At 69.7% G+C, this 21458-nt stretch carries 22 protein-coding genes and 1 tRNA gene; 13 read left to right on the top strand and 10 right to left on the bottom strand.

What is annotated here, in order from left to right:
• The first annotated feature begins 49 nt into the window (after positions 1-49).
• The 3 genes from CAP40_RS16630 to hemW all read left to right on the top strand — a co-directional run bounded on the left by CAP40_RS16630 (position 50) and on the right by hemW (position 2251).
• Positions 50-832 (top strand): enoyl-CoA hydratase-related protein, encoded by a 783-nt coding sequence (locus tag CAP40_RS16630; RefSeq protein WP_086130660.1) that lies wholly within the window; start codon positions 50-52, stop codon positions 830-832.
• A 50-nt stretch (positions 833-882) separates the two neighbouring features.
• Positions 883-956 (top strand) — tRNA-Gly (locus tag CAP40_RS16625).
• 164 nt (positions 957-1120) lie between these two features.
• Positions 1121-2251, top strand: coding sequence for a radical SAM family heme chaperone HemW (gene hemW / locus CAP40_RS16620; protein WP_086130659.1), 1131 nt, complete (start codon positions 1121-1123; stop codon positions 2249-2251).
• Between the two features lie 33 nt (positions 2252-2284).
• Here the strand turns inward: hemW and CAP40_RS16615 are convergent, their stop codons facing one another.
• Positions 2285-3481 carry a penicillin-binding protein activator gene (locus tag CAP40_RS16615; protein ID WP_086130658.1) on the bottom strand — a complete coding sequence of 399 codons (1197 nt, stop codon included), beginning with the start codon at positions 3479-3481 and terminating at the stop codon, positions 2285-2287.
• 12 nt (positions 3482-3493) lie between these two features.
• Between CAP40_RS16615 and rsmI the strand changes: the two genes are divergently transcribed.
• Positions 3494-4327, top strand: a complete 834-nt coding sequence (gene rsmI / locus CAP40_RS16610) for a 16S rRNA (cytidine(1402)-2'-O)-methyltransferase (RefSeq protein WP_086130657.1) — start codon at positions 3494-3496, stop codon at positions 4325-4327.
• A 130-nt stretch (positions 4328-4457) separates the two neighbouring features.
• Here the strand turns inward: rsmI and CAP40_RS20535 are convergent, their stop codons facing one another.
• The gene (locus CAP40_RS20535) at positions 4458-4637 is read right to left on the bottom strand and encodes a hypothetical protein (RefSeq protein ID WP_086130656.1); all 180 of its coding nucleotides are present in this window, start codon (positions 4635-4637) and stop codon (positions 4458-4460) included.
• Between the two features lie 81 nt (positions 4638-4718).
• Between CAP40_RS20535 and CAP40_RS16600 the strand changes: the two genes are divergently transcribed.
• Genes CAP40_RS16600 through CAP40_RS16590 form a run of 3 tightly spaced genes read left to right on the top strand, consistent with a single transcriptional unit; the run spans position 4719 to position 6691 of the window.
• Positions 4719-5096, top strand: coding sequence for a YraN family protein (locus CAP40_RS16600; RefSeq protein ID WP_373384950.1), 378 nt, complete (start codon positions 4719-4721; stop codon positions 5094-5096).
• A 43-nt stretch (positions 5097-5139) separates the two neighbouring features.
• The gene (gene gshB / locus CAP40_RS16595; protein WP_086130654.1) at positions 5140-6096 is read left to right on the top strand and encodes a glutathione synthase; all 957 of its coding nucleotides are present in this window, start codon (positions 5140-5142) and stop codon (positions 6094-6096) included.
• 10 nt (positions 6097-6106) lie between these two features.
• Positions 6107-6691, top strand: a complete 585-nt coding sequence (locus tag CAP40_RS16590) for a DedA family protein (RefSeq protein ID WP_086130653.1) — start codon at positions 6107-6109, stop codon at positions 6689-6691.
• Here the strand turns inward: CAP40_RS16590 and CAP40_RS16585 are convergent.
• The 4 genes from CAP40_RS16585 to CAP40_RS16570 all read right to left on the bottom strand — a co-directional run bounded on the left by CAP40_RS16585 (position 6669) and on the right by CAP40_RS16570 (position 9313).
• Positions 6669-7148: a GAF domain-containing protein gene (locus CAP40_RS16585; protein WP_086130652.1), complete on the bottom strand. Its 480-nt coding sequence runs from the start codon at positions 7146-7148 to the stop codon at positions 6669-6671. The two genes, CAP40_RS16590 and CAP40_RS16585, sit on opposite strands and share 23 nt — an antisense overlap.
• A gap of 44 nt (positions 7149-7192) precedes the next feature.
• The gene (locus tag CAP40_RS16580) at positions 7193-8086 is read right to left on the bottom strand and encodes a tyrosine recombinase XerC (RefSeq protein WP_086130651.1); all 894 of its coding nucleotides are present in this window, start codon (positions 8084-8086) and stop codon (positions 7193-7195) included.
• A 149-nt stretch (positions 8087-8235) separates the two neighbouring features.
• Entirely contained in the window at positions 8236-8889 is a 654-nt protein-coding gene (gene fsa, locus CAP40_RS16575) for a fructose-6-phosphate aldolase (RefSeq protein WP_086130650.1), read from the bottom strand.
• Between the two features lie 25 nt (positions 8890-8914).
• Entirely contained in the window at positions 8915-9313 is a 399-nt protein-coding gene (locus CAP40_RS16570; RefSeq protein ID WP_256924296.1) for a hypothetical protein, read from the bottom strand.
• Between the two features lie 99 nt (positions 9314-9412).
• Between CAP40_RS16570 and CAP40_RS16565 the strand changes: the two genes are divergently transcribed.
• Positions 9413-10066, top strand: a complete 654-nt coding sequence (locus CAP40_RS16565; RefSeq protein WP_179188313.1) for a DUF2490 domain-containing protein — start codon at positions 9413-9415, stop codon at positions 10064-10066.
• Positions 10067-10068: 2 nt separating this feature from the next.
• On the opposite strand, the gene CAP40_RS16560 is transcribed toward CAP40_RS16565, so the two are convergent.
• Entirely contained in the window at positions 10069-10608 is a 540-nt protein-coding gene (locus CAP40_RS16560) for a hypothetical protein (protein ID WP_086130649.1), read from the bottom strand.
• 73 nt (positions 10609-10681) lie between these two features.
• Here CAP40_RS16560 and CAP40_RS16555 point away from each other — a divergent pair, with 73 nt between their 5' ends.
• The 3 genes from CAP40_RS16555 to CAP40_RS16545 all read left to right on the top strand — a co-directional run bounded on the left by CAP40_RS16555 (position 10682) and on the right by CAP40_RS16545 (position 16084).
• Positions 10682-12850, top strand: coding sequence for a primosomal protein N' (locus tag CAP40_RS16555; protein ID WP_086130648.1), 2169 nt, complete (start codon positions 10682-10684; stop codon positions 12848-12850).
• Positions 12851-12941: 91 nt separating this feature from the next.
• Complete coding sequence (locus CAP40_RS16550) at positions 12942-14477, top strand: hypothetical protein (RefSeq protein WP_144034401.1); 1536 nt, start codon at positions 12942-12944, stop codon at positions 14475-14477.
• Positions 14478-14563: 86 nt separating this feature from the next.
• Positions 14564-16084 carry a S1C family serine protease gene (locus tag CAP40_RS16545; protein WP_086130809.1) on the top strand — a complete coding sequence of 507 codons (1521 nt, stop codon included), beginning with the start codon at positions 14564-14566 and terminating at the stop codon, positions 16082-16084.
• Between the two features lie 151 nt (positions 16085-16235).
• Here CAP40_RS16545 and CAP40_RS16540 read toward each other — a convergent pair whose 3' ends face one another.
• Together CAP40_RS16540 and ada are read right to left on the bottom strand one after the other, a co-directional pair.
• Complete coding sequence (locus CAP40_RS16540; protein WP_179188311.1) at positions 16236-16703, bottom strand: DUF1203 domain-containing protein; 468 nt, start codon at positions 16701-16703, stop codon at positions 16236-16238.
• Positions 16700-17740, bottom strand: coding sequence for a bifunctional DNA-binding transcriptional regulator/O6-methylguanine-DNA methyltransferase Ada (gene ada, locus CAP40_RS16535; protein ID WP_086130807.1), 1041 nt, complete (start codon positions 17738-17740; stop codon positions 16700-16702). The genes CAP40_RS16540 and ada overlap by 4 nt, the downstream gene beginning before the upstream one ends.
• A 289-nt stretch (positions 17741-18029) precedes the next feature.
• Between ada and CAP40_RS16530 the strand changes: the two genes are divergently transcribed.
• A complete protein-coding gene (locus CAP40_RS16530; protein ID WP_086130646.1) occupies positions 18030-19280 on the top strand; it encodes an MFS transporter in 1251 nt (416 codons plus the stop codon).
• The gene (locus CAP40_RS16525; RefSeq protein WP_086130645.1) at positions 19277-20896 is read left to right on the top strand and encodes a glycoside hydrolase family 43 protein; all 1620 of its coding nucleotides are present in this window, start codon (positions 19277-19279) and stop codon (positions 20894-20896) included. Before CAP40_RS16530 ends, CAP40_RS16525 begins: the two co-directional genes overlap by 4 nt.
• Here CAP40_RS16525 and CAP40_RS16520 read toward each other — a convergent pair.
• The gene (locus tag CAP40_RS16520) at positions 20871-21305 is read right to left on the bottom strand and encodes a PilZ domain-containing protein (RefSeq protein WP_179188309.1); all 435 of its coding nucleotides are present in this window, start codon (positions 21303-21305) and stop codon (positions 20871-20873) included. The genes CAP40_RS16525 and CAP40_RS16520 overlap by 26 nt on opposite strands.
• Positions 21306-21458 lie beyond the last annotated feature (153 nt).

The following is a 21458-nucleotide window of genomic DNA, read 5'->3' as shown; positions in this document are numbered from 1 at the left end:
CCCTCCCCCCTTCCCCGCTATCGGTTGCGAAGCGAAACGGGAGTGGAAGATGGCCTACGAGACGATCCTGACCGAGCGGACCGGCGACGTGCTGGTGGTCACGCTCAACCGGCCCGATCGGCTCAACGCCGCCCCGCCCGCGATGTTCGACGAGATCCGCGACGCGCTGGCCCGGCTGGACGGCGCCCGCGCGGTGCTGCTCCAGGGGGCCGGCCGGGCCTTCTGCTCGGGCGCCGACGTGGCGAGCGGCGCGCTCGCCTCGGGCGATCCGGCCGCGGCGACCCATGCCGCGTTGACCGATCACTACAACCCCACGATCCTTGCCGTCGCGCGGCTGGGCGTGCCGGTAGTGAGCGCGGTGCGCGGCCCTGCCGCCGGCATCGGCTGCAGCCTGGCGCTGGCCGCCGATTTCTGCGTGGCGAGCGACACCGGCTATTTCCTCCAGGCCTTCGTCAATATCGGCCTGGTTCCCGATGGCGGGGCGACCTGGCTGTTGCCGCGCCTGGTCGGCCGCTCGCGCGCGGCGGAGATGATGCTGCTGGGCGAAAAGCTGCCGGCGATGAAGGCGCGCGACTGGGGCCTGGTCCACAGCGTCGTCTCGGACGAGCAACTGGAGCATGAGGCGCTGGCGCTGGCCGCCCGCCTTGCCGCCGGCCCCACCGTGGCGCTCGGCCTGATCCGCAGGGGCATCGGCCAGGCGCTCGAATCGACGCTGGAGGAAACGCTGGCGATGGAAGCCAACCACCAGCGCAGCGCGCGCGGCAGCGCCGATTCCATGGAGGGCGGCCTGGCCTTCCTCCAGAAGCGCAAGCCGAACTTCACCGGGAAATAGCCTGCGAGGTTGACCGGCCGGGGGCGGCTGTGGCACTCGGCCCTCGGCTCGCGGGTATAGCACAATGGTAGTGCAGCAGCCTTCCAAGCTGAATACACGGGTTCGATTCCCGTTACCCGCTCCAGCCTCCCGTCCGGCGAACCCGTGTTCCTTGTGACGCTCCGCCCTGCCGGGCTACGCGCCCTTGTGGCGCTCCGCCCTGCCGGGCTACGCGCCCTTGTGGCGCTCCGCCCTGCCGGGCTACGCTAGTGGTTCGATTCCCGTTACCCGCTCCAAGCCCTTCAAGCGATGACCGACACGAAAGCCCCTCTCGCACTCTATGTGCACTGGCCGTTCTGCGTGTCGAAATGCCCCTATTGCGACTTCAACAGCCATGTCCGCGAGAGCGTCGACCAGGCTGCCTGGCGCGCGGCCATGCTCGCCGACCTGGCGCACGAGGCGGAAGCGCTGGCCGGCCGCCGGCTCGGTTCGATCTTCTTCGGCGGCGGCACCCCCTCGCTGATGCCGCCCGAGACCGTCGCCGCGGTAATCGAAGCGGCGGAGGCCCATTGGGGCTTCGAACCCGGCATCGAGATCACGCTGGAAGCCAACCCCTCCTCCGTGGAGGCCGCGCGCTTCGCCGACATCGCATCGGCCGGCGTCAATCGCGTCTCGCTGGGGCTGCAGGCGCTCGACGACGACGACCTGCGCTTTCTCGGCCGGGCGCATGGCGTCGAGGAAGGCCTGGCGGCGCTGGCCACCGCGCAGCGCGCCTTTGGCCGCGTCAGCTTCGACCTGATCTATGCCCGGCCGGGCCAGACGCTGGCCGGCTGGGAAGCGGAACTGCGCCGCGCCCTGTCCTTCGGCACCGAACATCTCTCGCTCTACCAGCTCACCATCGAACCCGGCACGCGCTTCGCCACGTTGTTCGAAAAGGGCGAGCTCGCCGCCTATGATCCCGACGCGGCGGCGGACCTGTTCGAAGCGACGCGTACAATCGCCGCGGCGGCCGGGCTGCCGGCCTATGAAGTCTCCAACCATGCCCGGCCGGGGGCGGAGAGCCGGCACAACCTCACCTATTGGCGCTATGGCGACTATGCCGGGGTCGGCCCCGGCGCGCATGGCCGGCGGAACGGCGTGGCCACGCTGCGGCGGAAAAAGCCCGAAAACTGGCTCGCGGCGATCGCGCGCAACGGCCATGGCATCGAGCGCGAGGACCCGCTCGACCCGCACGACCGCGGCGTCGAGGCGCTGCTGATGGGCCTGCGCCTGGCCGAGGGCGTCGACCTGGCCGGGGTGCCGGGCGCCCCGCTCGACCTGAAGGCGCTGGCAGGAATGGAAGCGCAGGGCCTGATCGCCCGCGCCGGCAGCCGGCTGATCGTGACCGATGCGGGGATGCCGGTGCTCGAGGCGATCCTGCGCGAGCTGGTGGTTACCTAATTCCTCCTCGCGCTTGCTCGGGGAGGAACCATATCAGCCGCCGAACCCGGTCGGCGCGGGCGAGATCGTCACTGTCGTCCCCCCCTTCACTTCCTGCACCTCGAGCGCGCGCTCGGCGATGCCGTCGCGGCCGAAGCGGAAGGCGCCGTCCAGGCCGCCGAACCCGTCGGGCGCGACCAGGCGGCGCTCGGGGAAGATGTCCCCCGGCCGCCATTCGCGGGCGATGCGCACGGTGAGCAGCACCGCGTCATAGCCGAGCGTCGAGAGGCGATAGGGCGCAGCGCCGAAGCGCGTGCGGTACTTGGTCGCATAGGTCCGGTAGTAATTGTCGGGCACGCTGGCGAACCAGGCCCCGTTCAGCACCGCGTTCGAACCGATCGCCGAATCGGTGTTCCACAGCTCGGTGCCGAGGATCCGCGACGCCTTGCCCCCCGCCGACTTGCGGATGATCGGCGCCGCCGTCACGCCGCTCGCGCCCGAGCCGGCGATCAGGACCGCCTGATAGGGCGTGCGCGAAAGCTTGGTGATCGCGCTGGTCATCGAGCCGGGGCGGCCGTCATAGGTTTCCATCGCCAGCACCTTGCCGCCCTGGTCCTCCACGGCGCGCAGGAAGCTGGTCGAGGCACGCTCGCCATAGACGCCGGACGTCATCAGCCCGACGAAGTTGGTGACGCCCTGCGCCCGGGCATAGTCGACCACCCGCTCGATCGACTGGGCCGGCGAATAGCCGAGCAGATAGGTGCCGTTGCCCGCCACCGCCGTATCGTTCGAGAAGCTGAGCACCGGCACGCGCGCGGCCCGGGCGATCGGCGCCACTTCGCGCGCCTCCTCGGCGAGCAGCGGGCCGAGGATCAGCTTGTTGCCGTCGGCGATCGCCTGGCGCGCGGCGTTCGCGGCGCCGCCGGCGGTGTCGTAGGTGGTGATGCGCAGCACGTCCGACTTCGTGTCGAGGATCGCCAGCTGCGTCGCATTGGCGAGCGACTTGCCGACGCCGGCGTTCGGCCCGGTCATCGGCACGAGCAGGGCGACGCGGTGGCGCTCCACGTCCTGCGGCAGGCCCGGCGAGATCGGGCGAGTCGACGGCCGCTCGCGCGGCGCCTCCACCGTCGGCGCGGGGCGCGTCTCGGGGATCACTCGCGGCCCGCTGGCGCAGGCGGCAAGGAGGGCGGCGAGGCCCAAAGCGGCCCAGCGGAGGATGCCCCGTTGCGGATTCACGGTCGCGTCTGCCATTTACTCTCCCCGATGCACGCTGTTCTTACGCCCGGCCTCTATATCGTCGCCACCCCGATCGGCAATCTCGGTGACTTGTCGCCGCGCGCCTCCGAAATACTCCTGGGCGCCGATCTGGTTGCCGTCGAAGACAGCCGTGTGACAGCCGGCCTGTTCCGGCACCTGGGCGCGAAGGGGAAGATGATTCCCTATCACGACCATAATGCCGATGCGGTCCGCCCCGGCCTGGTCGCGCGCATGGCGACCGAGGCGATCGCGCTCGTCTCCGATGCGGGCACGCCGCTGATCTCCGATCCCGGCTTCAAGCTGGTGCGCGATGCGCGCGCCGCCGGCCATCCGGTGACGACGATTCCCGGCCCCTGCGCGGCGATCGCGGCGCTGACGCTGGCCGGGCTGCCGACCGATCGCTTCCTGTTCCTCGGCTTCCTGCCGGCCAAGCTGCATGCCCGGGCCGAAGCGATCGCCGAGATCGCCGGCGTGCGCGCCACGCTCGTCCTCTACGAATCGGGGCCGCGGCTCTCGGCCTGTCTCGCCGCGCTGGCCGAGGGGCTGGGCGACCGTGAGGCGGCGGTGGCGCGCGAGATCAGCAAGAAGTTCGAGGAATGCGTGACCGGCTCGCTCACCCAGCTGGCCGGGCGCTATGCCGAGGCCCCGCCTAAGGGCGAGATCGTGGTGGTGGTCGCCCCGCCGGGCGCCCCCGCGCCGGCCAGCGCCGACGATGCCGATGCCGCGCTCGCCGAAGCGCTCACTCGGCTCCCCGCGAGCAAGGCGGCGGGCGAAGTGGCAAAGAAGCTCGGGCTCGATCGCAAGGCACTCTATGCGCGGGCGATGGCGATGAAGGGATAGTCCGGCACGGATAGGGAAAGCCCCAATCCCGTCATCCCCGCAAAGGCGGGGATCCAGGGTTGCTGCGCGCATCGCTCCTGCCTCTGGCTCCCCGCCTTTGCGGGGATGACGCAATGGAGCAAAGGCCGCCTCAGGCGTATTCCTGCTCGAGCACGCGCATCTCGTCGGCGCCGGTAAGTTCGGCAAGGCGTTTGAGATACGTCTCCGCGAGCTGGCGGCGGCGCAGCGCGGCGGCCTCCGTCATCGCCCGCTTCGCGGCAGCGAGTTCCTGAGCGGCGCGACGCCGATAATAGCGTTCGTTGGATTCCATCAGAATGCGACCCCCCGAAAGCACCGATAAACCCGGTTCGGTGCGACTCGGTCTGGCGATGGTAACCAAAGTTATCCACAGGTGCGAGTCGTGAGGGGTAAAAGACCAACGGATCGCCGCGCTGCGGAAACGCGTGGCCGCGAAGGCGAGCGCCGCGCCGCCTGGTGGCTGTGGCTGAAAGGCTGGAAAATCCTCGATCGCCGGGTCCGCACTCCGGCCGGCGAAGTCGATCTGGTTGTGCGCCGCGGCAGCCTGATCGCCTTTGTCGAGGTCAAGACGCGCGCCACCGCGGCCGATCTCGATTTCGCGATCGACGAGCGCCGGCTTGCCCGCGTCGCCGCCGCGGCCGAGGTGCTGATGCCGCGCTATGCCGGCCCGGACGACGATATCCGGGTCGACGTGATCCTCATTGCCCCCGGGACGCCACCTCGCCATATCGAGAACGCCTGGATGGGGTGACTTATTCGAATAAGTCACCTAAGGCGTTCCCGAAGGAGGCCGAATGTCGCTCAATGTCGCCGTGCAGATGGACCCGCTCGACGCGATCAACATCGCGGGAGACTCGACCTTCGCGCTGATGCTCTCCGCCCAGGCGCGCGGCCACCGGCTGTTCCACTACAGCCCCGAGGACCTCAACTATTCGGCCGGCCGCGTCTGGACCCGCGCGCATCCGGTGACGGTGCAGCGCGTGGCGGGCGATCATTTCCGGTTCGAGGATCCGGTGTCGCTCGACCTGGGCGAGGAAGCCGATGTCGTGCTCATGCGCCAGGATCCGCCGTTCGACCTGGGCTATATCACCGCGACGCACCTGCTCGAGCGGATCGCGGACCGGACATTGGTGGTCAACGATCCCGCCAGCGTGCGCAACGCGCCGGAGAAGGTGTTCGTCCTCGACTATCCGCAGTTCATGCCGCCGACCCTCGTCACCCGCAGCCTGGACGAGGCGCGCGCCTTCCTGGCGGTGCACGGCGAAATCGTCATCAAGCCGCTGCACGGCAATGGCGGCAAGGCGATCTTCAAGGTGGGCCGCGACGGCGCCAACCTGTCCTCGCTGATCGAAGTGTTCAACACCGCCTGGCGCGAGCCGCACATGGTGCAGGCCTTCCTCCCCTCGGTGGCGGCGGGCGACAAGCGCATCGTGCTGGTCGATGGCGAAGTGGCCGGCGCGATCAACCGCATCCCGGGAGAGGGCGAGATCCGCTCGAACCTGGCGGTGGGCGGCAGCGCCGCCAAGACCGAGCTGACGGCGCGCGAGCAGGAGATCTGCGCGGTGCTGGGCCCGGAGCTGAAGCGGCGCGGGCTGCTGTTCGTCGGCATCGACGTGATCGGCGGCGAGTGGCTGACCGAGATCAACGTCACTTCCCCCACCGGCATCGTCGCGATCGACCGGTTCAACGGCACCGACACCGGCGCGCTGATCTGGCAGGCGATCGAGCGCCGCGTCGCCGAGCGGAGCTGATCGGCACCTTATGTGGGACGCGGCTTCCTGGGGCTATTGGGGCATCTTCTGGCTGATGGTGCTCGAGAATGTGATTCCGCCGATACCGTCGGAGGCGATCATGAGCGTTGCGGGCATCGCCGTGGCGCGCGGCGAGATGAACCTGGCGCTGGTGCTGCTCGCCGGCACCGCGGGCACGGTGCTGGGCAATCTCTTCTGGTGGGAGATCGGCCGGCGGCTGGGCTATAAGCGCCTGCGCCCGCTGGTCGACCGCTGGGGCCGCTGGCTGACGCTCGACTGGCACGAGATCGAGAAGCTCAAGACCTATTTCGACAAATGGGGCGGGCCCACCGTGCTGATCTTCCGCTTCATGCCGGTGGGCCGCACGATCATCTCGATCCCCGCCGGCCTGATGCACATGCCCTTCTGGCGCTTCGTCGGCTATACCGCCGGGGGCAGCCTGATCTGGAATGTCATCCTGGTGGGCGTGGGCTATGCGCTGGGCGCCACGATCGAGGATATCGAGCATTGGGTGGGGCCCGCGATCATCGCCATCGTCGCCGGGATCGCGCTGCTCTATGTCTGGCGGATCCTCACCTGGAAGCCGCGAGACTGATCCGGTCGAGCGCGGCCGCGATCCGCTGGGCATAGGCTTCCATCTGCGGGGCGAGCCCGGCGAGGCCGAGGCGCGACGCCGGATCCACGGCGCACAGCGTGCCGAAGAAGCTGCCGTCGCCGCGCAGGATCGGCCAGGAGATATAGCTGCGGAAGCCGTAGAGCGCCGGGGTATGATGCCGGCGCCATTCGGGATCGGCATCGACATCGTCGATATAGACGCCCTGCCCGCTCGCGCGGATCTCGTCGCAGATCGTGGTCTTGATCGCCAGTTCCTCGCCGGGGTTCAACCCGAACTCGATCTTGTCGAGCACCTGGCACGCCACCCAGCGATCGGCCGTGACGCGCGCCACCGCGGCGAAGCCCATGCCGGTGCGCTCGCACAATTCGGCAAGGATGGTCTCGACTTCGGGGATGCGCTGGATGTCCGCGACATCAGCGAGATAGGGATGGTCCATGCACCCGCCGTAGCGAAGCGGAGTCCCCGTGTAACTGATCGAAATCAGGCGCGGGGATGGGCGCTCCGATAGACGTCGAGCAGGTGCGCGGCATCGACGGCGGTATAGACCTGGGTCGAGCTGAGGCTGGCATGCCCGAGCAGCTCCTGCAGCGCGCGCAGATCCGCCCCCCGGCCGAGCAGATGCGTGGCGAAGCTGTGGCGCAGCGCGTGCGGCGTGGTGCGATCCGACAGGCCGAGCGCGGCCCGGGCGGAGCGAACCGACTTGCGGATCACCCCCGCCGGCATCGGCCCGCCCTTCGCGCCGCGAAACAGCGGCGCGTCGCGCGAGACGCCATAGGGGCAGGCGCGGGCATAGGCCTCGATCGCCTCGCGCACCTGGGGCAGCAGGGGGACGATCCGGGTCTTGTCGCGCTTGCCGGTGACGCGCATCGTCCGGCCCAGCGGGAGCACGGCGCCGGTGAGCCCCGTCGCCTCGCCGATGCGCAGCCCCGCGCCGTAGAGCAGCAGCAGCACCGCCCAGTCGCGCAACCCGATCCAGGGCTCGCGCGCCTCCTCCGAAACGGTCTCGGCAAGCGCGACCGCTTCATGCGGGGCGATCGGGCGGGGCACGCCCTTCTTCACGCGCGGCCCCCGGAGCCGGGGCAGTTCCGCATCTTCGCCGCCCGCGAACTTCAGGAAGCCGCGCACCGCCGAAAGCTCGCGCGCGGCAGAGGCGTTCGACAAGCCCTCGCCCCGGCGATGGGCGAGATAGGCGCGCAGGTCCGCGGCACTCGCCCGGCCGAGCGAATCGCGCGTGACCGGGCCGCCCCAATGCTGCTGGAGGAAAGCGACCAGCCGCTCGGCGGTGGCGCCATATGCCCGCACCGTATGTGCCGAACGCCGCCGGTCGCGCGCGAGATGCTGCGCATAGAGGAGCGGGAGGGCGGGTTCGGGCATGGGGGGAGCATATATCTCCCTCTCCCCTCTGGGGAGAGGGTCGGGGAGAGGGGCAGCGCGACAAGCAAGGCGCTTGCCTCTCGTTCTGCCCCTCTCCCGACCTCGCTACGCTCGGCCACCCTCTCCCCAATGGGAAGAGGGAGAAAAAGTCACCCGATCTTCTGACCGGTCTTGGCCCAGTCGGCCATGAAGGCGGCGATGCCGTTGTCGGTCAGCGGGTGCTTGACCAGCTGGCGGATCACGCTCGGCGGCGCGGTCATCACGTCGGCGCCGATCTTGGCGGCTTCGAGCACATGGATCGGGTTGCGCACGCTGGCGACCAGGATCTCGGTGTCGAAGGCGTAATTGTCGTAGATGGTGCGGATGTCGGCGATCAGGTCCATGCCCGGATAGCCGATATCGTCGTGCCGGCCGACAAAGGGCGAGATGAAGGTCGCGCCGGCCTTGGCCGCGAGCAGCGCCTGGTTGGCCGAGAAGCACAGCGTCACGTTGACCATCGTGCCGTCGTCGGTGAGCGCCTTGCACGCCTTGAGGCCGTCGATCGTCAGCGGCACCTTGACCGCGACATTGTCGGCGATCTTCCGGACGATCTCCGCCTCGCGCATCATGCCCTCGAAATCGAGCGCCACGACCTCGGCCGAGACCGGGCCCTCGACGATCTCGCAGATCTCCGCGACCACTTCGAGGAAATCGCGGCCCGCCTTGTGGATCAGCGAGGGGTTGGTGGTGACGCCGTCGAGCAGGCCGGTGGCGGCCAGGTCGCGAATGTCGGCGGTGTCGGCGGTGTCGGCGAAGAACTTCATCGGGAATCCCTTATGACATTTGCTGTCAGTCGTGCGTGAGCATCAGCTTTGCACGGCCGCCCTTAAGCCGATTCACCGTGACGCGATAGGTGCCCGGGCGCATCCGGTAATAGAGGATCTTGTGGATCGTCGAGCAGCGCGGCCCCCGGCGCTCCGACGCGATGCGCAACGCGCGCGGGTTGCCGGCGGCAAAGGCATCGATCCAGCCCGCGCGATCGATCGCGATGCCGACCGTGCCCGCCTTGCGGATGGCGATCCGCGCCTCGACGCTGCCGCCGCGCACCGGCAGCGTCACCGCATGGCCGGTATCCAGCCCGCGTCCGTCGCGCGTCCAGCCGGCCAGCGGGCGCGGAAGCCGCATGTCGAGCGTCGTGCAGCGGCCCTGCGCCGCCAGGCCCAGCGCCAGCATCGTCGTGAGAATCATCGCCCTGCTCCCCCATTTCGATCGCCACGATGTTCCACGGATGTTCCGGCGCCGGCAAGTAAAGCTTGCACCGGAATGAAGACGATGCGTTTAGGCGCGATGCGTTGGTGCGCCGTCCTGCCCCTGCTCCTTGCCGCCGCGCCCGCGCACGCGCAGCGGACCGACGACCAGCTCTGGCTGCAGGCGAGCGGCATCGTCCGCGTGGGCGAGCATGAAGAGGCGACGGTGGAGAGCATCGCCCGTTTCGGCGACCGTGCCCGGGGGCTGGCGCACACCGAGATCGGCGGGCTGTTCGCCTGGAAGCTGGGCAAGGTCGAGCTCGCCATCGGCTATCGCCACGTCGAGGATTTCGTCGGCGACCGGACGCTGCCGAACGAGGAGCGGCTGCGCCAGCACGTGATCGTCCCGCTCGGCGCCGGCTTCGCCACGCGGATCCGGCTCGAGCAGCGCTTCAACAGCTCGGGGCCGGAGATCGGCCACCGCGTGCGCGGCCAGCTTCGCTTCAACGCGCCGCTGGGCCGTACCGGGCTCGGCCTGTTCGCCACGCACGAGACGTTCCTCAATCTCAACACCACCGGCTGGGGCCAGCGCGGCGGGCTCGAGCGGGTGCGGGCCAATATCGGGCTGGGGGCGCCGGTGGGCCGCCAGCTGCGCGTCGAGATCGGCTATCTCAACCAGTATCGCTTCGGCCGCGCCGGCGCGCGCGACCAGATGGACCACGCGATGACGATCGGGCTGACGCTGCGGCCCTGAGCCTAGTCGCCGGTGACGAGCATCACCTTGGCCTGAGGCTTGGTGAGCTTGGCCAGGGTGAGGCGATAGAGGCCCGGCTGGAGATCGAAGCGGACGATCTTGCGGATCGTGGAGCAGGCGGGGCCGTGGCCGTGCTGCACCGACGCGAGCGGCTTCCCATCGGCGACGGACCCCGGCGGATTGCCCTCGATCGGCGCGATGTCGATCCAGCCTGGCTGGTCGAGCGCGATGCCGTAGCGGCCGGCCTTCTCGATGCGCAGGGGCACGCGCGTCATGCCCCCCGTCGCCACGGTACGCGGCGCGTTGCGGATCGCAGCCAGGGCATCGGCGACCGTCCTCACCTGGCCGGGCTTCTGCGTATCGAGCTTCGCCTGGTCCTCGGGCGAGATGCTGGCGAACACCACCGGCTTGGTGAGATCGTTGATGTTCCCGGACCCCCGCACGGCCCAGGCCGCGAGCGACGGCGGCAGCGCGGCGTCCATCGCGGTGCAGGCCGGGGCGGGATCGGTCTGGAGCAGCAGCGATGCGATGGCGAGGAACATGGGGCGAGTCTCCTTCGGCCCGCGGAATAGGGGGATTCCGTTTCGCTGGCAAAAGCCCATATGAGGACGTCCCATGTCCCGCGCCCGCGTCCTCGTCCTCCATCCCGCGCTCGGCCCGCTCGACTATCGCGTGCCCGCCGGCATGCAGGTCGCGCCGGGGTCGATCGTCGTCGTGCCGATCGGCCCGCGCCAATATGCCGGCGTGGTCTGGGAAGCCGAGCGGCTGCCGACCGAGGAGATCGGCGACAATCGCCTCCGCAACATCATGGCCGTCGCCGACGCGCCGCCGATCCCCGCATCGGTGCGCCGGCTGATCGAGTGGACGGCGGACTATTATCTGAGCCCGCCCTCGGCGGTGCTGGCGATGGCGCTGCGCACCTCCGCGGCGTTCGAGAGCGCGCCGACGATCACCGAATATCGCGCGACCGGCCAGGTGCCCGCCCGGCTCACCCCGCAACGCGCCCAGGCGCTGGAGCGGATCGGCGAACGGCAGGGGCTGGTGCGCGAGCTGGCCCTGGCCGCCGACGTCTCCGACGCAGTGATCCGCGGCCTGGTGAAGGCCGGTGCGATCGAGGCGGTGGTGGTCGATACCGATACCCCCTATCCGCTGCCCCGTCCCGATTTCGCCCCGCCCCGGCTCAACCCCGAACAGGCCGATGCCGCCGCGACGCTGCGCCAGGCGGTGGACGCGGCGACGTTCCAGCCCTTCCTGCTCGACGGGGTGACGGGATCGGGCAAGACCGAAGTCTATTTCGAAGCGGTCGCCGCGGCGCTGGCGGCGGGGCGGCAGACGCTGGTGCTGCTGCCCGAGATCGCGCTGACCGAGCCGTTCCTCACCCGCTTCGAGAAGCGCTTCGGCTGCGATCCGGTCGCCTGGCATTCGGGCCTGCGCACTTCGCAGCGGCGGCGCGCCTGGCGGGCGATCGCCAGCGGCGAGGCGATGGTGACGGTGGGCGCCCGCTCGGCGCTGTTCCTCCCCTATCCGAACCTCGGCCTGATCGTGGTCGACGAGGCGCACGAGACCAGCTTCAAGCAGGAGGACGGCGTCCACTACCATGCTCGCGACGTGGCGGTGATGCGCGGCCGGTTCGAATCCTGCCCGGTGATCCTCGCCTCTGCCACGCCCGCGATCGAGACGCGCCACCAGGTCGAGCTGGGCCGCTATGCGGAACTCAAGCTCCCCGGCCGCTACGGCGCGGCGGAAATGCCCGAGATCCTTCCCCTGGACCTGATCCAGGAGCCGCCCGAGCGCGGCCGCTGGCTGGCGCCACGACTGGTGCAGGCGATCGACGCGACGCTGGCCAGGGGCGAGCAGTCGCTGCTGTTCCTCAACCGGCGCGGCTATGCCCCGCTGACGCTGTGCCGGCATTGCGGCCATCGCTTCCAATGCCCGAACTGCACGGCCTGGATGGTCGAGCACCGGCTGCTGCGCCGCCTGTCCTGCCACCATTGCGGCCACACCATCCCGGCGCCCAGCCTGTGCCCCGAGTGCAAGAGCGAGGACACGCTGGTCGCCTGCGGCCCCGGCGTGGAGCGCATCGCCGACGAAGTGGCGGCGCTGTGGCCCGAGGCACGCACCGCCATCGTCACGTCGGACACGCTCTGGTCGCCCGCCAAGGCCGCCGAGTTCGTCGCGCGGATGGAGCATGGCGCGATCGACATCGTCGTCGGCACCCAGCTGGTCACCAAGGGCTATCACTTCCCCAACCTGACCCTGGTCGGCGTGGTCGACGCGGACCTGGGGCTGGACGGCGGCGACCTGCGCGCGAGCGAGCGGACCTTCCAGCAGATCATGCAGGTGGCCGGGCGTGCCGGGCGCGGCGAGAAGCCAGGCACCGTCTATATCCAGACGCACGCGCCCGACGCACCGGTGATGCGCGCGCTCGTCTCGGGCGATGCCGAGAGCTTCTATGCCGCCGAGGCCGAGGCGCGCCGCGACGCCGATGCGCCGCCCTATGGCCGCTATGCCGCGATCATCGTCTCGAGCGAGGACCGCGCCGCCGCCGAGGAAGCCGCGCGGATGATCGGCCGCACCGCGCCCGAGATCGGCGAGGACATGCACGTCTACGGCCCCGCGCCCGCCCCGCTGGCGATGCTGCGCGGCCGCCACCGCTACCGGCTGCTCGTCCATGCCCGGCGCAGCTTCGACGTGCAGCAGGTGCTGCGCGACTGGCTGGGCGGCCTGGCCTGGAGCCCCAAGGTGCGCGTGGCCGTGGACGTCGATCCCTATAGCTTCGTCTGACCGGAAGCGGGCCCGGCCGCCCCATCCCGCAACGTCACCGATTGACGAGCCGGCCGCAGTTCATAAACTCGGTCGATCGGGGGGAAGAATCATGCGTCGTCATCTGTTGCTCGCCACTTCGCTGCTACTGCCGTCCTTCGCGCACGCCGCCGACTGGTACGAAGGCAGCTCCAAGCATTTCATCGTCTATTCGGAAGGCTCGCCCGAGCAGGTCGCGGCGGCGACCGAATCGCTCGAGCGCTTCGACCAGGCGCTGCGGACGATCACCGGCACGCCGGACAAGCCGCTCAGCCCGAACCTGCGCGTCACCGTGTTCATGCTCGACGACGTCGATGCGATCCGGAGGCTTTCCGGCAGCCACTCGATCGCCGGCTATTATCAGGCGCGCGCCTCCGGCCCGATGGCGTTCGCGCCGCGCAAGACCAGCGGCGAGCTCAACGCGCGGACGATCCTGCAGCACGAATATGCCCATAGCTTCATGTTCGCGAGCTGGCCCAGCGCGGTGTTCGCCAAATGGTTCGTCGAGGGGTTCGCCGAGTTCGTCGGCACCGCCAGCTACCGGACCGACGGCACGCTGACGTTCGGCGCGCCGCCGGAATATCGCAAATACGGCATCAACCAGACCAACCAGATCCCGGCCAGCCAGCTGCTGATGCTCAACCCGGGCAAGCTCGACGACCTGCAGACCCATATCCTCTATGGCCGCGGCTGGCTGCTGACCCATTATGCGCTGCTCGGCGGCCACGGCAAGGAACTGGCCGACTACATCACGCTGAGCAACGAGGGGAAGAGCGCCGAAGCGGGCCGGGCCTTCGGGAATCCGAGCGACCTCGACTACAAGCTCAACCGCTATATCTCGGGCAAGACGCTGCCGCTGCTGCGCCTTTCCAAGGACCAGGTCGTCGTCGGCAAGGTCACGCTGCGCAAGCTCGGCGCCGGCGAGATCGCCACCCTGCCGGCGCGGCTGCGCTCGAGCAGCGGCGTGACCACGGAAACCGCGCCCGAAGTCGCCGAGCTCGCGCGCCGGCTGGCCGCCCCCTATCCTACCGACGCCGCGGCGCAGAACGAGCTGGCCGAAGCCGAGTTCGACGCCAAGAACTATGCCGCCGCCGAAGCGGCCGCCGATCGCGCGCTGGCCGCCGATCCCAAGTCGATCCACGCCCTGCTCTACAAGGGCATGGCGCAGATGGAGGTCGCCAAGGCCGCCGGCGACACCAACCCCGAGCGCTGGAAGGCGATCCGCGGCCATTTCCTCAAGGCGAACAAGCTGGACACCGACTATCCCCAGCCGCTGGTGCTGTTCTACGAGAGCTTCGCCGCGGCCAAGCAGGCGCCGACGCCCAATGCGCGGAACGGATTGCTCGGCGCCTATGTGCTGGCGCCGTTCGACACCGGCCTGCGCGTCACCGCGGGCAAGGTGCTGCTCGAGATGAAGGACGCCAAGGCCGCGCGCGTCGCCTTCGAGCCGGTGGCCTACAGCCCGCACGCGCCGGCCGACAATGTCGCGCTGAAGGTCCTCACCGCGCTCGACGAGAAGGGGACCGAAGGCGCGCTCGCCGTGCTCGCCGAGGCCGACGCCAAGGCGAAGAAGGCCGCCGAGGACGCGGAGAAGAAGAAAAAGGGCTGAGACCCCGCCACCTCCGCGGGCCCCGGCTTGAACCGCCGGGGCTTTTGCCCGAAAGCTGCCGGCCAAACGGAGGTTCGGGTTCGATGATGCGTCGGTTGCTTATCGTGGTGGCGCTGCTCTTCGCATGGGTGGCCCCGGCGCATGCCGACGACATCTCCGCCTCGGCCCGCGGCGTGGTGCGCATCGTCACCATCGCGGTGGTCGATGACGAAGTGGTCGGCTTCGGCCATGGCAGCGGCTTCGCGGTGGCGCCCAACCGGGTGGTCACCAATGCCCATGTCGTCGACCTCGCCTCGCGCTATCCCGACAATGTCGTGATCGGCGTCGTCCCTTCGGAAGGCGACAAATCCTATCAGGGCAAGGTGATCAAGATCGACCAGGCCCGCGACCTGGCGCTGATCGAGTTCACCGGCGTGCGCCTGCCGCCGCTCACCTTGTTCGGCGGCAGGATCTCCGATGGCGATTCGCTCGTCGCGCTCGGCTATCCGGGCAATGTCGACGTCGCCACCGCGCGCTCGGCGGCGGATTTCATCAAGCCCCAGTCGCCGGTGCGCTCGCAGGGCGGGTTCGCCGGCCTCCGCCAGCTGAGCGGCGTGAGCGTGCTGCTCCACACCGCCAGCATCGCGCGCGGCAATTCGGGGGGGCCGCTGCTCGATCGCTGCGGCCGGGTGCTGGGCGTCAATTCGGCGATCACGCACAATGACGAAGGCGATTCGACCTTCGCCTTCGCCATTGCCGGCAGCGAGCTGGCCGCCTTTCTCGGCGAGGCGAAGCAGCCCTTCGCCACCGTCGACATCCCCTGCACCTCGGTCGAGGAGCAGATGGCGCAGGAGCGCAGCGCCGACGAGAAGGCCCGCCTGGCGGCCGACGAGGCCTCGCGCGCCAACGCCGCCAGGGCCGAGGCCGAGCGCGACGACGCGATCACCCAGGCGCGCAATCGCGCCGAGACCGCGCGCGAGAACTATATGGCCGGCGCCGCGGTGCTGCTCGTGCTGGGCGCGCTGGCGGTGGGCGGTGCCGGGCTGCTGCTCTCGCGCGAGCGCAAGCGCGAGGCGATCTGGGTCGCGGCGGGCGGCGGCGTGCTGATGCTGGGCGCGGCCGCCCTGTTCCTCAGCCGGCCGGGCTTCGACGAAGCCACGGTGGTGCCGGTGCCCAAGGCCGTGGCGGCGGGCACCACGAGCACGGCGGCGCAGGGCAAGCTGGTCTGCACGCTGGTCCCCGAGCGCAGCCGCGTGATCGTCTCCCCGACCGACAAGGTGGACCTCGACATCGGCGAGGACGGCTGCATCAACGGCCGCACCCAATATGCCGAGTCGGGAACGCACTGGCAGCGCATCCTGGTGCCGGACCAGGAAGCCAATGTCTCGGTACTCGATTTCGACCCGGCGACGGCCACCTACACCAATACGCGCTACCTGCTCTCCTCGGAGCAGATGAAGCAGGCGCGCGCGCTGCGGAAGGGCGTGCCGCTCAAGGAATGCTCTTCCGACCAGGCCAAGCGCGCCGAACTGGCGACCCAGCAGCAATCGATCCGCACCGCGCTGCCGCCGGTGTACAATGAGAAGCTGGTGTATCGCTGCGCGGCGCCGGACGGGGCGGCGAAGTGATCTCCCTCTCCCCTCCGGGGAGAGGGTGGCGAGCCGAAGGCGAAGCCGGGAGAGGGGCAGTGCGAGAGGCAGGTATGCGGTTGACCGCACCGCCCCTCTCCCTTCCGCCGCTTCGCGGCTCCCTCCCTCTCCCCGCAGGGGAGAGGGAAACTCAGCCCCGGTCCACGCGGGCCGCGAAGCAGCCTGGCCTGGCATTGTGCACATGGAGATACGCCACCGCCGGATCCGCGAAGAAGCGCGCGATCAGCGGCTCGAGATCGCGGCCCTCCACCACTTCGGCGTCGGCCATCATGCCGGCGCCGTCAAAGGCGCGGACCGAGAGCAGGCGGATCGCCAGCGGCTCGGGTACCGCATTCTCGAAGCGCGCCGGCACCTCCGCCCCTTCGCGCACGAAGATGGCATGGGCGCTGCGATAGGGCGAGGCGACGGGCAGATGCTCGTGATTGACCAGCAGCACCGTCTCGCCCGGCTCGGCATCGGCCAGCGTCACCCGGCACGGCGCGCCGGGCTTCTTCGCCACGCGCATGCGGACGGCGTTCCGCGCCGCCAGTTCCGCGTCCGACAAGCCATAGAGAGAGCGGAACGGCGCGGGGTCGATTCCCTGGATCACATAGTTCACCGGCCGGCTCCCTCGCGCTTCAGCAGCGCCTTCTTGCGGTCGACGCCGTACGCATAGCCGCCCATGCTGCCGTCCGAGCGCAGCGCGCGGTGGCAGGGGATGATCACCGGCACGGGATTGGTGCCGCAGGCCGTGCCCGCGGCCCGCACCGCGCCGGGGCTGCCGGCGGCGGCGGCGAGCTGGGCATAGCTGCGCGTCTCGCCCGGCGGGATCGCGCGCAATGCCTGCCACACCGCTTCCTGAAAGGCGGTGCCCTGCACGTCGAGCGGCAGGTCGGTGTCGCGCCCCGGGCTCTCCACTTCGGCGACCACGCGCGCGGCAAGCGCCGCCAGCGCCGCGCCGCCCTGGACGATCTCCGCCGCCGGGAAGCGCCGGGTCAGGTCGAAGGCATTCTCCTCGAACGCGACGCGGCACAGGCCCTTGTCGGTCGCCGCGATCAGCAGCGGGCCCAGGCTGGTCTCGGCGACGGTCCAGCGGATCGTCACCCCCGCGCCGCCGCGCTTCCACACGCCGGGGCTCATGCCGAGCCGGGCATTGGCGGTCTCGTAGAAGCGGCTCGGCGCGGAATAACCGGCCTCATAGATCGCGCCGGTCACGCTTTCTTCGCCGGTCAGCGCCTCGGCGGCGCGCTTCGCCTTGAGCCCGCGGGCATAGGCGGCGGGCGTCACGCCGGTGGCGCGCTTGAACAGGCGGTGGAAATGGTGCGGCGCATAGCCGACCGCCGCGGCGACGTCGTCCAGGGAAAGATTCTCCTCGGCCGCCTCGATCAGCGCCACGGCCCTCGCCACTGCGATCCGGTCGCGGCCGACTTCGTCGGGCTTGCAGCGCAGGCAGGCACGATAGCCGGCGGCGCGGGCGGCATCGGCATCGTCGAAGAATTCGACATGCTCGCGCTTCGGCCGGCGGGCCGGGCAAGTCGGCTTGCAATAGATGCGGGTGGTGGTCACCGCGACGATCAACCGCCCGTCAAAGGCGCGATCGCGCGCTTCGAAGGCGGCCCAGGCCGCGTCTTCGGAGAGGGAGAGTGCGTGGGTCATGGGGTGGATATAGGCGCGCGGCAGGCGGGCCACATCCCGGCGATTGCGGTCAAACCTGCTTCCGAAGCTCCCCTCCCTGCAAGGGAGGGGCTGGGGGTGGGTGGAGGCTTGGCGATATTGCCGCCCCATGCCTAGCCTCATCGTATCGCGGGCCAATACGCACCCCCCGACCCCTCCCTTCGACGAGGGGGGTATAATAACTCATACAAAATACCCTTGCCCTTCCCTCCCAAACCCGCCACCGTTAGCGCTAACGGGCGCGTGTTCCGACGTCCGCACGGGAGAGGCCATGTCCTTCTGGCGACGCACGCGCGCCCTGCGCTGGTGGATCATCGGGATCGTGATGCTGGGCACGGTCGTGAACTATCTCACGCGCTCCACCCTCGCAGTCGCCGCGCCCGTGTTCATGCCCGACCTCGGCATCGACGAGCATCAATATTCGTGGATCACCGCCGCCTTCCAGGCCGGGGTGATGCTGCAGCCGGTGGTGGGCTATGTCCTCGACACGATCGGCCTGCGTACCGGCCTCGCCATTTTCGCGAGCTGCTGGGGCGTGCTGACCATGGCGCACGGCCTCGCCTTCAACTGGCAGATGCTGTTCGGCCTGCGCGGCGCGCTGGGCTTTGCCGAAGGGACTTCGCACACCGGCGGGCTCAAGGTCGTCTCCGAATGGTTTCCGGCGCGGGAGCGCGGCCTGGCGGGCGGCATCTACAATCTCGGCGCCTCGGCCGGATCGGCGCTGGCGGCGCCGCTGGTCGCCTGGTCGATCTGGATGTGGAACTGGCGGGCGGCCTTCGTGATCGCCGGCGCGCTCGCCCTGTTCTGGGTGCTCCTCTGGCTGCGCTTCTATCGCCCGCCCGCCGAACATCCCGAGATCGGCGAGGAAGAGCGCGCCCATATCCTGGCCGGACAGGAAGAGCGCCTCCAGGCCGGGGGGGCGCGGCCCTCGATCCTGTCGATCCTGCGCCGGCGCAACTTCTGGGGCATCGCCATCCCGCGCTTCCTGGCCGATCCGACCTGGGGCACGCTCACCTTCTGGCTGCCGCTCTATCTGGTGAAGGTCCGCCATTTCGACCTGGCCGAGATCGCGCTCAGCGCCTTCCTGCCCTTCGTCGCCGCGGACCTGGGCTGCCTGTTCGGGCCGGCGGTGGTGCTGTGGCTCCAGCGCCGCGGCGTGGACCTGATCGATGCGCGCCGCTGGACCTTCACGCTGGGCGCGGTGCTGATGACGGGCATGTTGTTCGTCGGCACGGTGGAAAGCGCCTGGGCGGCGGTCGCGCTGCTCTCGCTCGGCGGCTTCGCGCACCAGACGCTGTCGGTCACCGTGATCACCATGGCGAGCGACCTGTTCCGCCGCGACGAGCTCGGCACCGTCGCCGGCATGGCCGGCACCTGCGCCAATGCCTCGATCCTGATCTTCTCGCTGCTGATGGGGAGCCTCGTCGCCTCGATCGGCTACAACCCCTTCTTCATCGCGCTCGGCCTGCTCGATCTCGTGGCGGCCGCGCTGCTCTGGGCACTGGTGCGCAAACCCGCATGATCCGCAATCCCATCCTCCCCGGCTTCAACCCCGATCCCTCGATCGTCCGCGTCGGCGAGGATTATTACATCGCCACCTCCACCTTCGAATGGTTCCCCGGCGTGCAGATCCACCACAGCCGCGACCTTGCCAACTGGGAACTGGTCGCCCGGCCGCTCGATCGCCGGAGCCAGCTGGACATGCGCGGCGATCCGGACGGTTGCGGCGTGTGGGCGCCGTGCCTCTCGCATGACGGTGCGCGCTTCCACCTGATCTACACCGATGTGAAGCGCTATGGCCGCACCACGGTCGGCGGCGCATCGGGTGCGTCGCTGCGCGACTTCCACAATTATCTCGTCACCTGCGAGACGATCGCGGGGGAATGGTCCGATCCGATCCCCCTGAACAGCAGCGGCTTCGATCCCTCGCTCTTCCATGACGAGGACGGGCGGAAGTGGCTGCTCAACATGCTCTGGGACCACCGGCCGGGCCGCAACCGCTTCGCCGGGATCGTGCTGCAGGAATATTGCCCCGAGCAGCGCCGGCTGATCGGCGAGCGAGTCAACATCTTCCCCGGCACGCCGCTCGGCCTTACCGAGGCGCCGCACCTCTACCGGCGCGACGGCTGGTATCATCTCCTCACCGCCGAGGGCGGCACCGGCTGGAACCATGCGGTGACCATGGCACGCTCGCGCAGCCTCACCGGCCCCTACGAACTCCACCCGGACATCCATATCCTCTCCAGCCGCAGCCGCCCGGACGCGCCGCTCCAGCGGGCAGGCCATGCCGATCTGGTCGAGACGCCGGCGGGCGAGCCCTGGCTGGTCTATCTCTGCGGCCGCCCGCTCCCCAATCGCGGCCGCTGCGTGCTGGGGCGGGAGACCGCGATCCAGCCGATGCGCTGGGGCGCGGACGGCTGGCTCCATACCACCGGCGAGCCGGGCATGCCGATGCGCGACGTGCCCGGCCCCGAAGGCCGCGAACCCGTCGACACCCGCGCCGATTTCGACGGTCCCGCCCTGCCCATCGACTTCCAGTGGCTGCGCACGCCCGAGCCGGAGGCGATCTTCAGCCTCACCGCCCGGCCCGGCCATCTGCGCCTGCATGGCCGCGAGACGATCGGCAGCCTTTTTACCCAGGCGCTGGTCGCGCGGCGGCAACAGGATTTCTGCTATTCGGCGTCCTGCGCGCTCGATTTCGCCCCGCGCCACTTCCAGCAGGCGGCAGGGCTGGTCGCCTATTACAACGCGTCCAAGTTCCACTATCTGCACGTCAGCCATGACGAGGAAACCGGCCGCCATCTGCGCGTGATGTCCGCGCTGCCCGATGCGCCGCAGGCCGATGCCTTCACCGCGCCGATCCCGCTCCCGGAAGGGCCGGTCGAGCTGCGCGCCGAAGTCGATTACGAGCGGCTGCGCTTCGCCTGGCGGGTGCCCGGCGGAGCATGGTGCTGGCTCCCCGAACCGTTCGACGCGTCGATCCTGTCGGACGAGGCGAGCGCGCCCGGCCTGCCCAATTTCACCGGGGCATTCATCGGCATGGCCTGTCAGGACCTGTCCGGCGCGGGCCTCCACGCCGATTTCGACTGGTTCGCCTATCGCGAGCGGGAATTCAGTCCTCGCGGGTGGGGCGCCTGATCAGCCGGCGCAGCGGCGGGATCGTCGGCTTCGCATGGACCTTGCCCGTGCCGAAACGCGCGGCGAGCGCGGCCGAGAGGTCGGCGAGCACATGCTCCTGGCCGCGAAAGGCGTGCGCGATTTCTTCCTCGGTCAATGCCTTCATGAAGGCGCAGCCATAGGTGTTGCCCGAGCGGCGCACCACCTTGGCGGCGCGCGATCCGGCACCCGAAAGGCCGAGCGAGACGAGGGTGCCTTCCGGAAGGTCGAGCTCCGAAGTGAAGCGAAAGCCCGTGCGCGAGAAATCCTCGACCTGCACGTCGATCGGCCCGCCATCCGGCGTGCGCAGGGTCGAGGGCGAATCCGTGTCGAACCGGATCGCGCCGCGGCGGTCGATATCTCCGAGGATCTCAAGCTTGGCGACGAGCAATTTAGGGCTCCATGGTTGGCGCCTCGAGCCTAGCGGGCGATGCGTTAACGAGTGCTTTGCGGAAGCGTTCGCCTGCGTTAATTTCGCATGCGCAATGGCGGGTGCCCGCCCGCGCCGTTTTCGTCGCACGAACCTGCATCCCGGTCGCAATCC

Origin of the sequence: Sphingomonas sp. IBVSS2 (genome assembly GCF_002127225.1) — a bacterium.
Classification (GTDB): domain Bacteria; phylum Pseudomonadota; class Alphaproteobacteria; order Sphingomonadales; family Sphingomonadaceae; genus Sphingomonas.
Note: the sequence above shows the minus strand (reverse complement) of the source record. Positions and strands in the feature narration are given on the sequence as shown.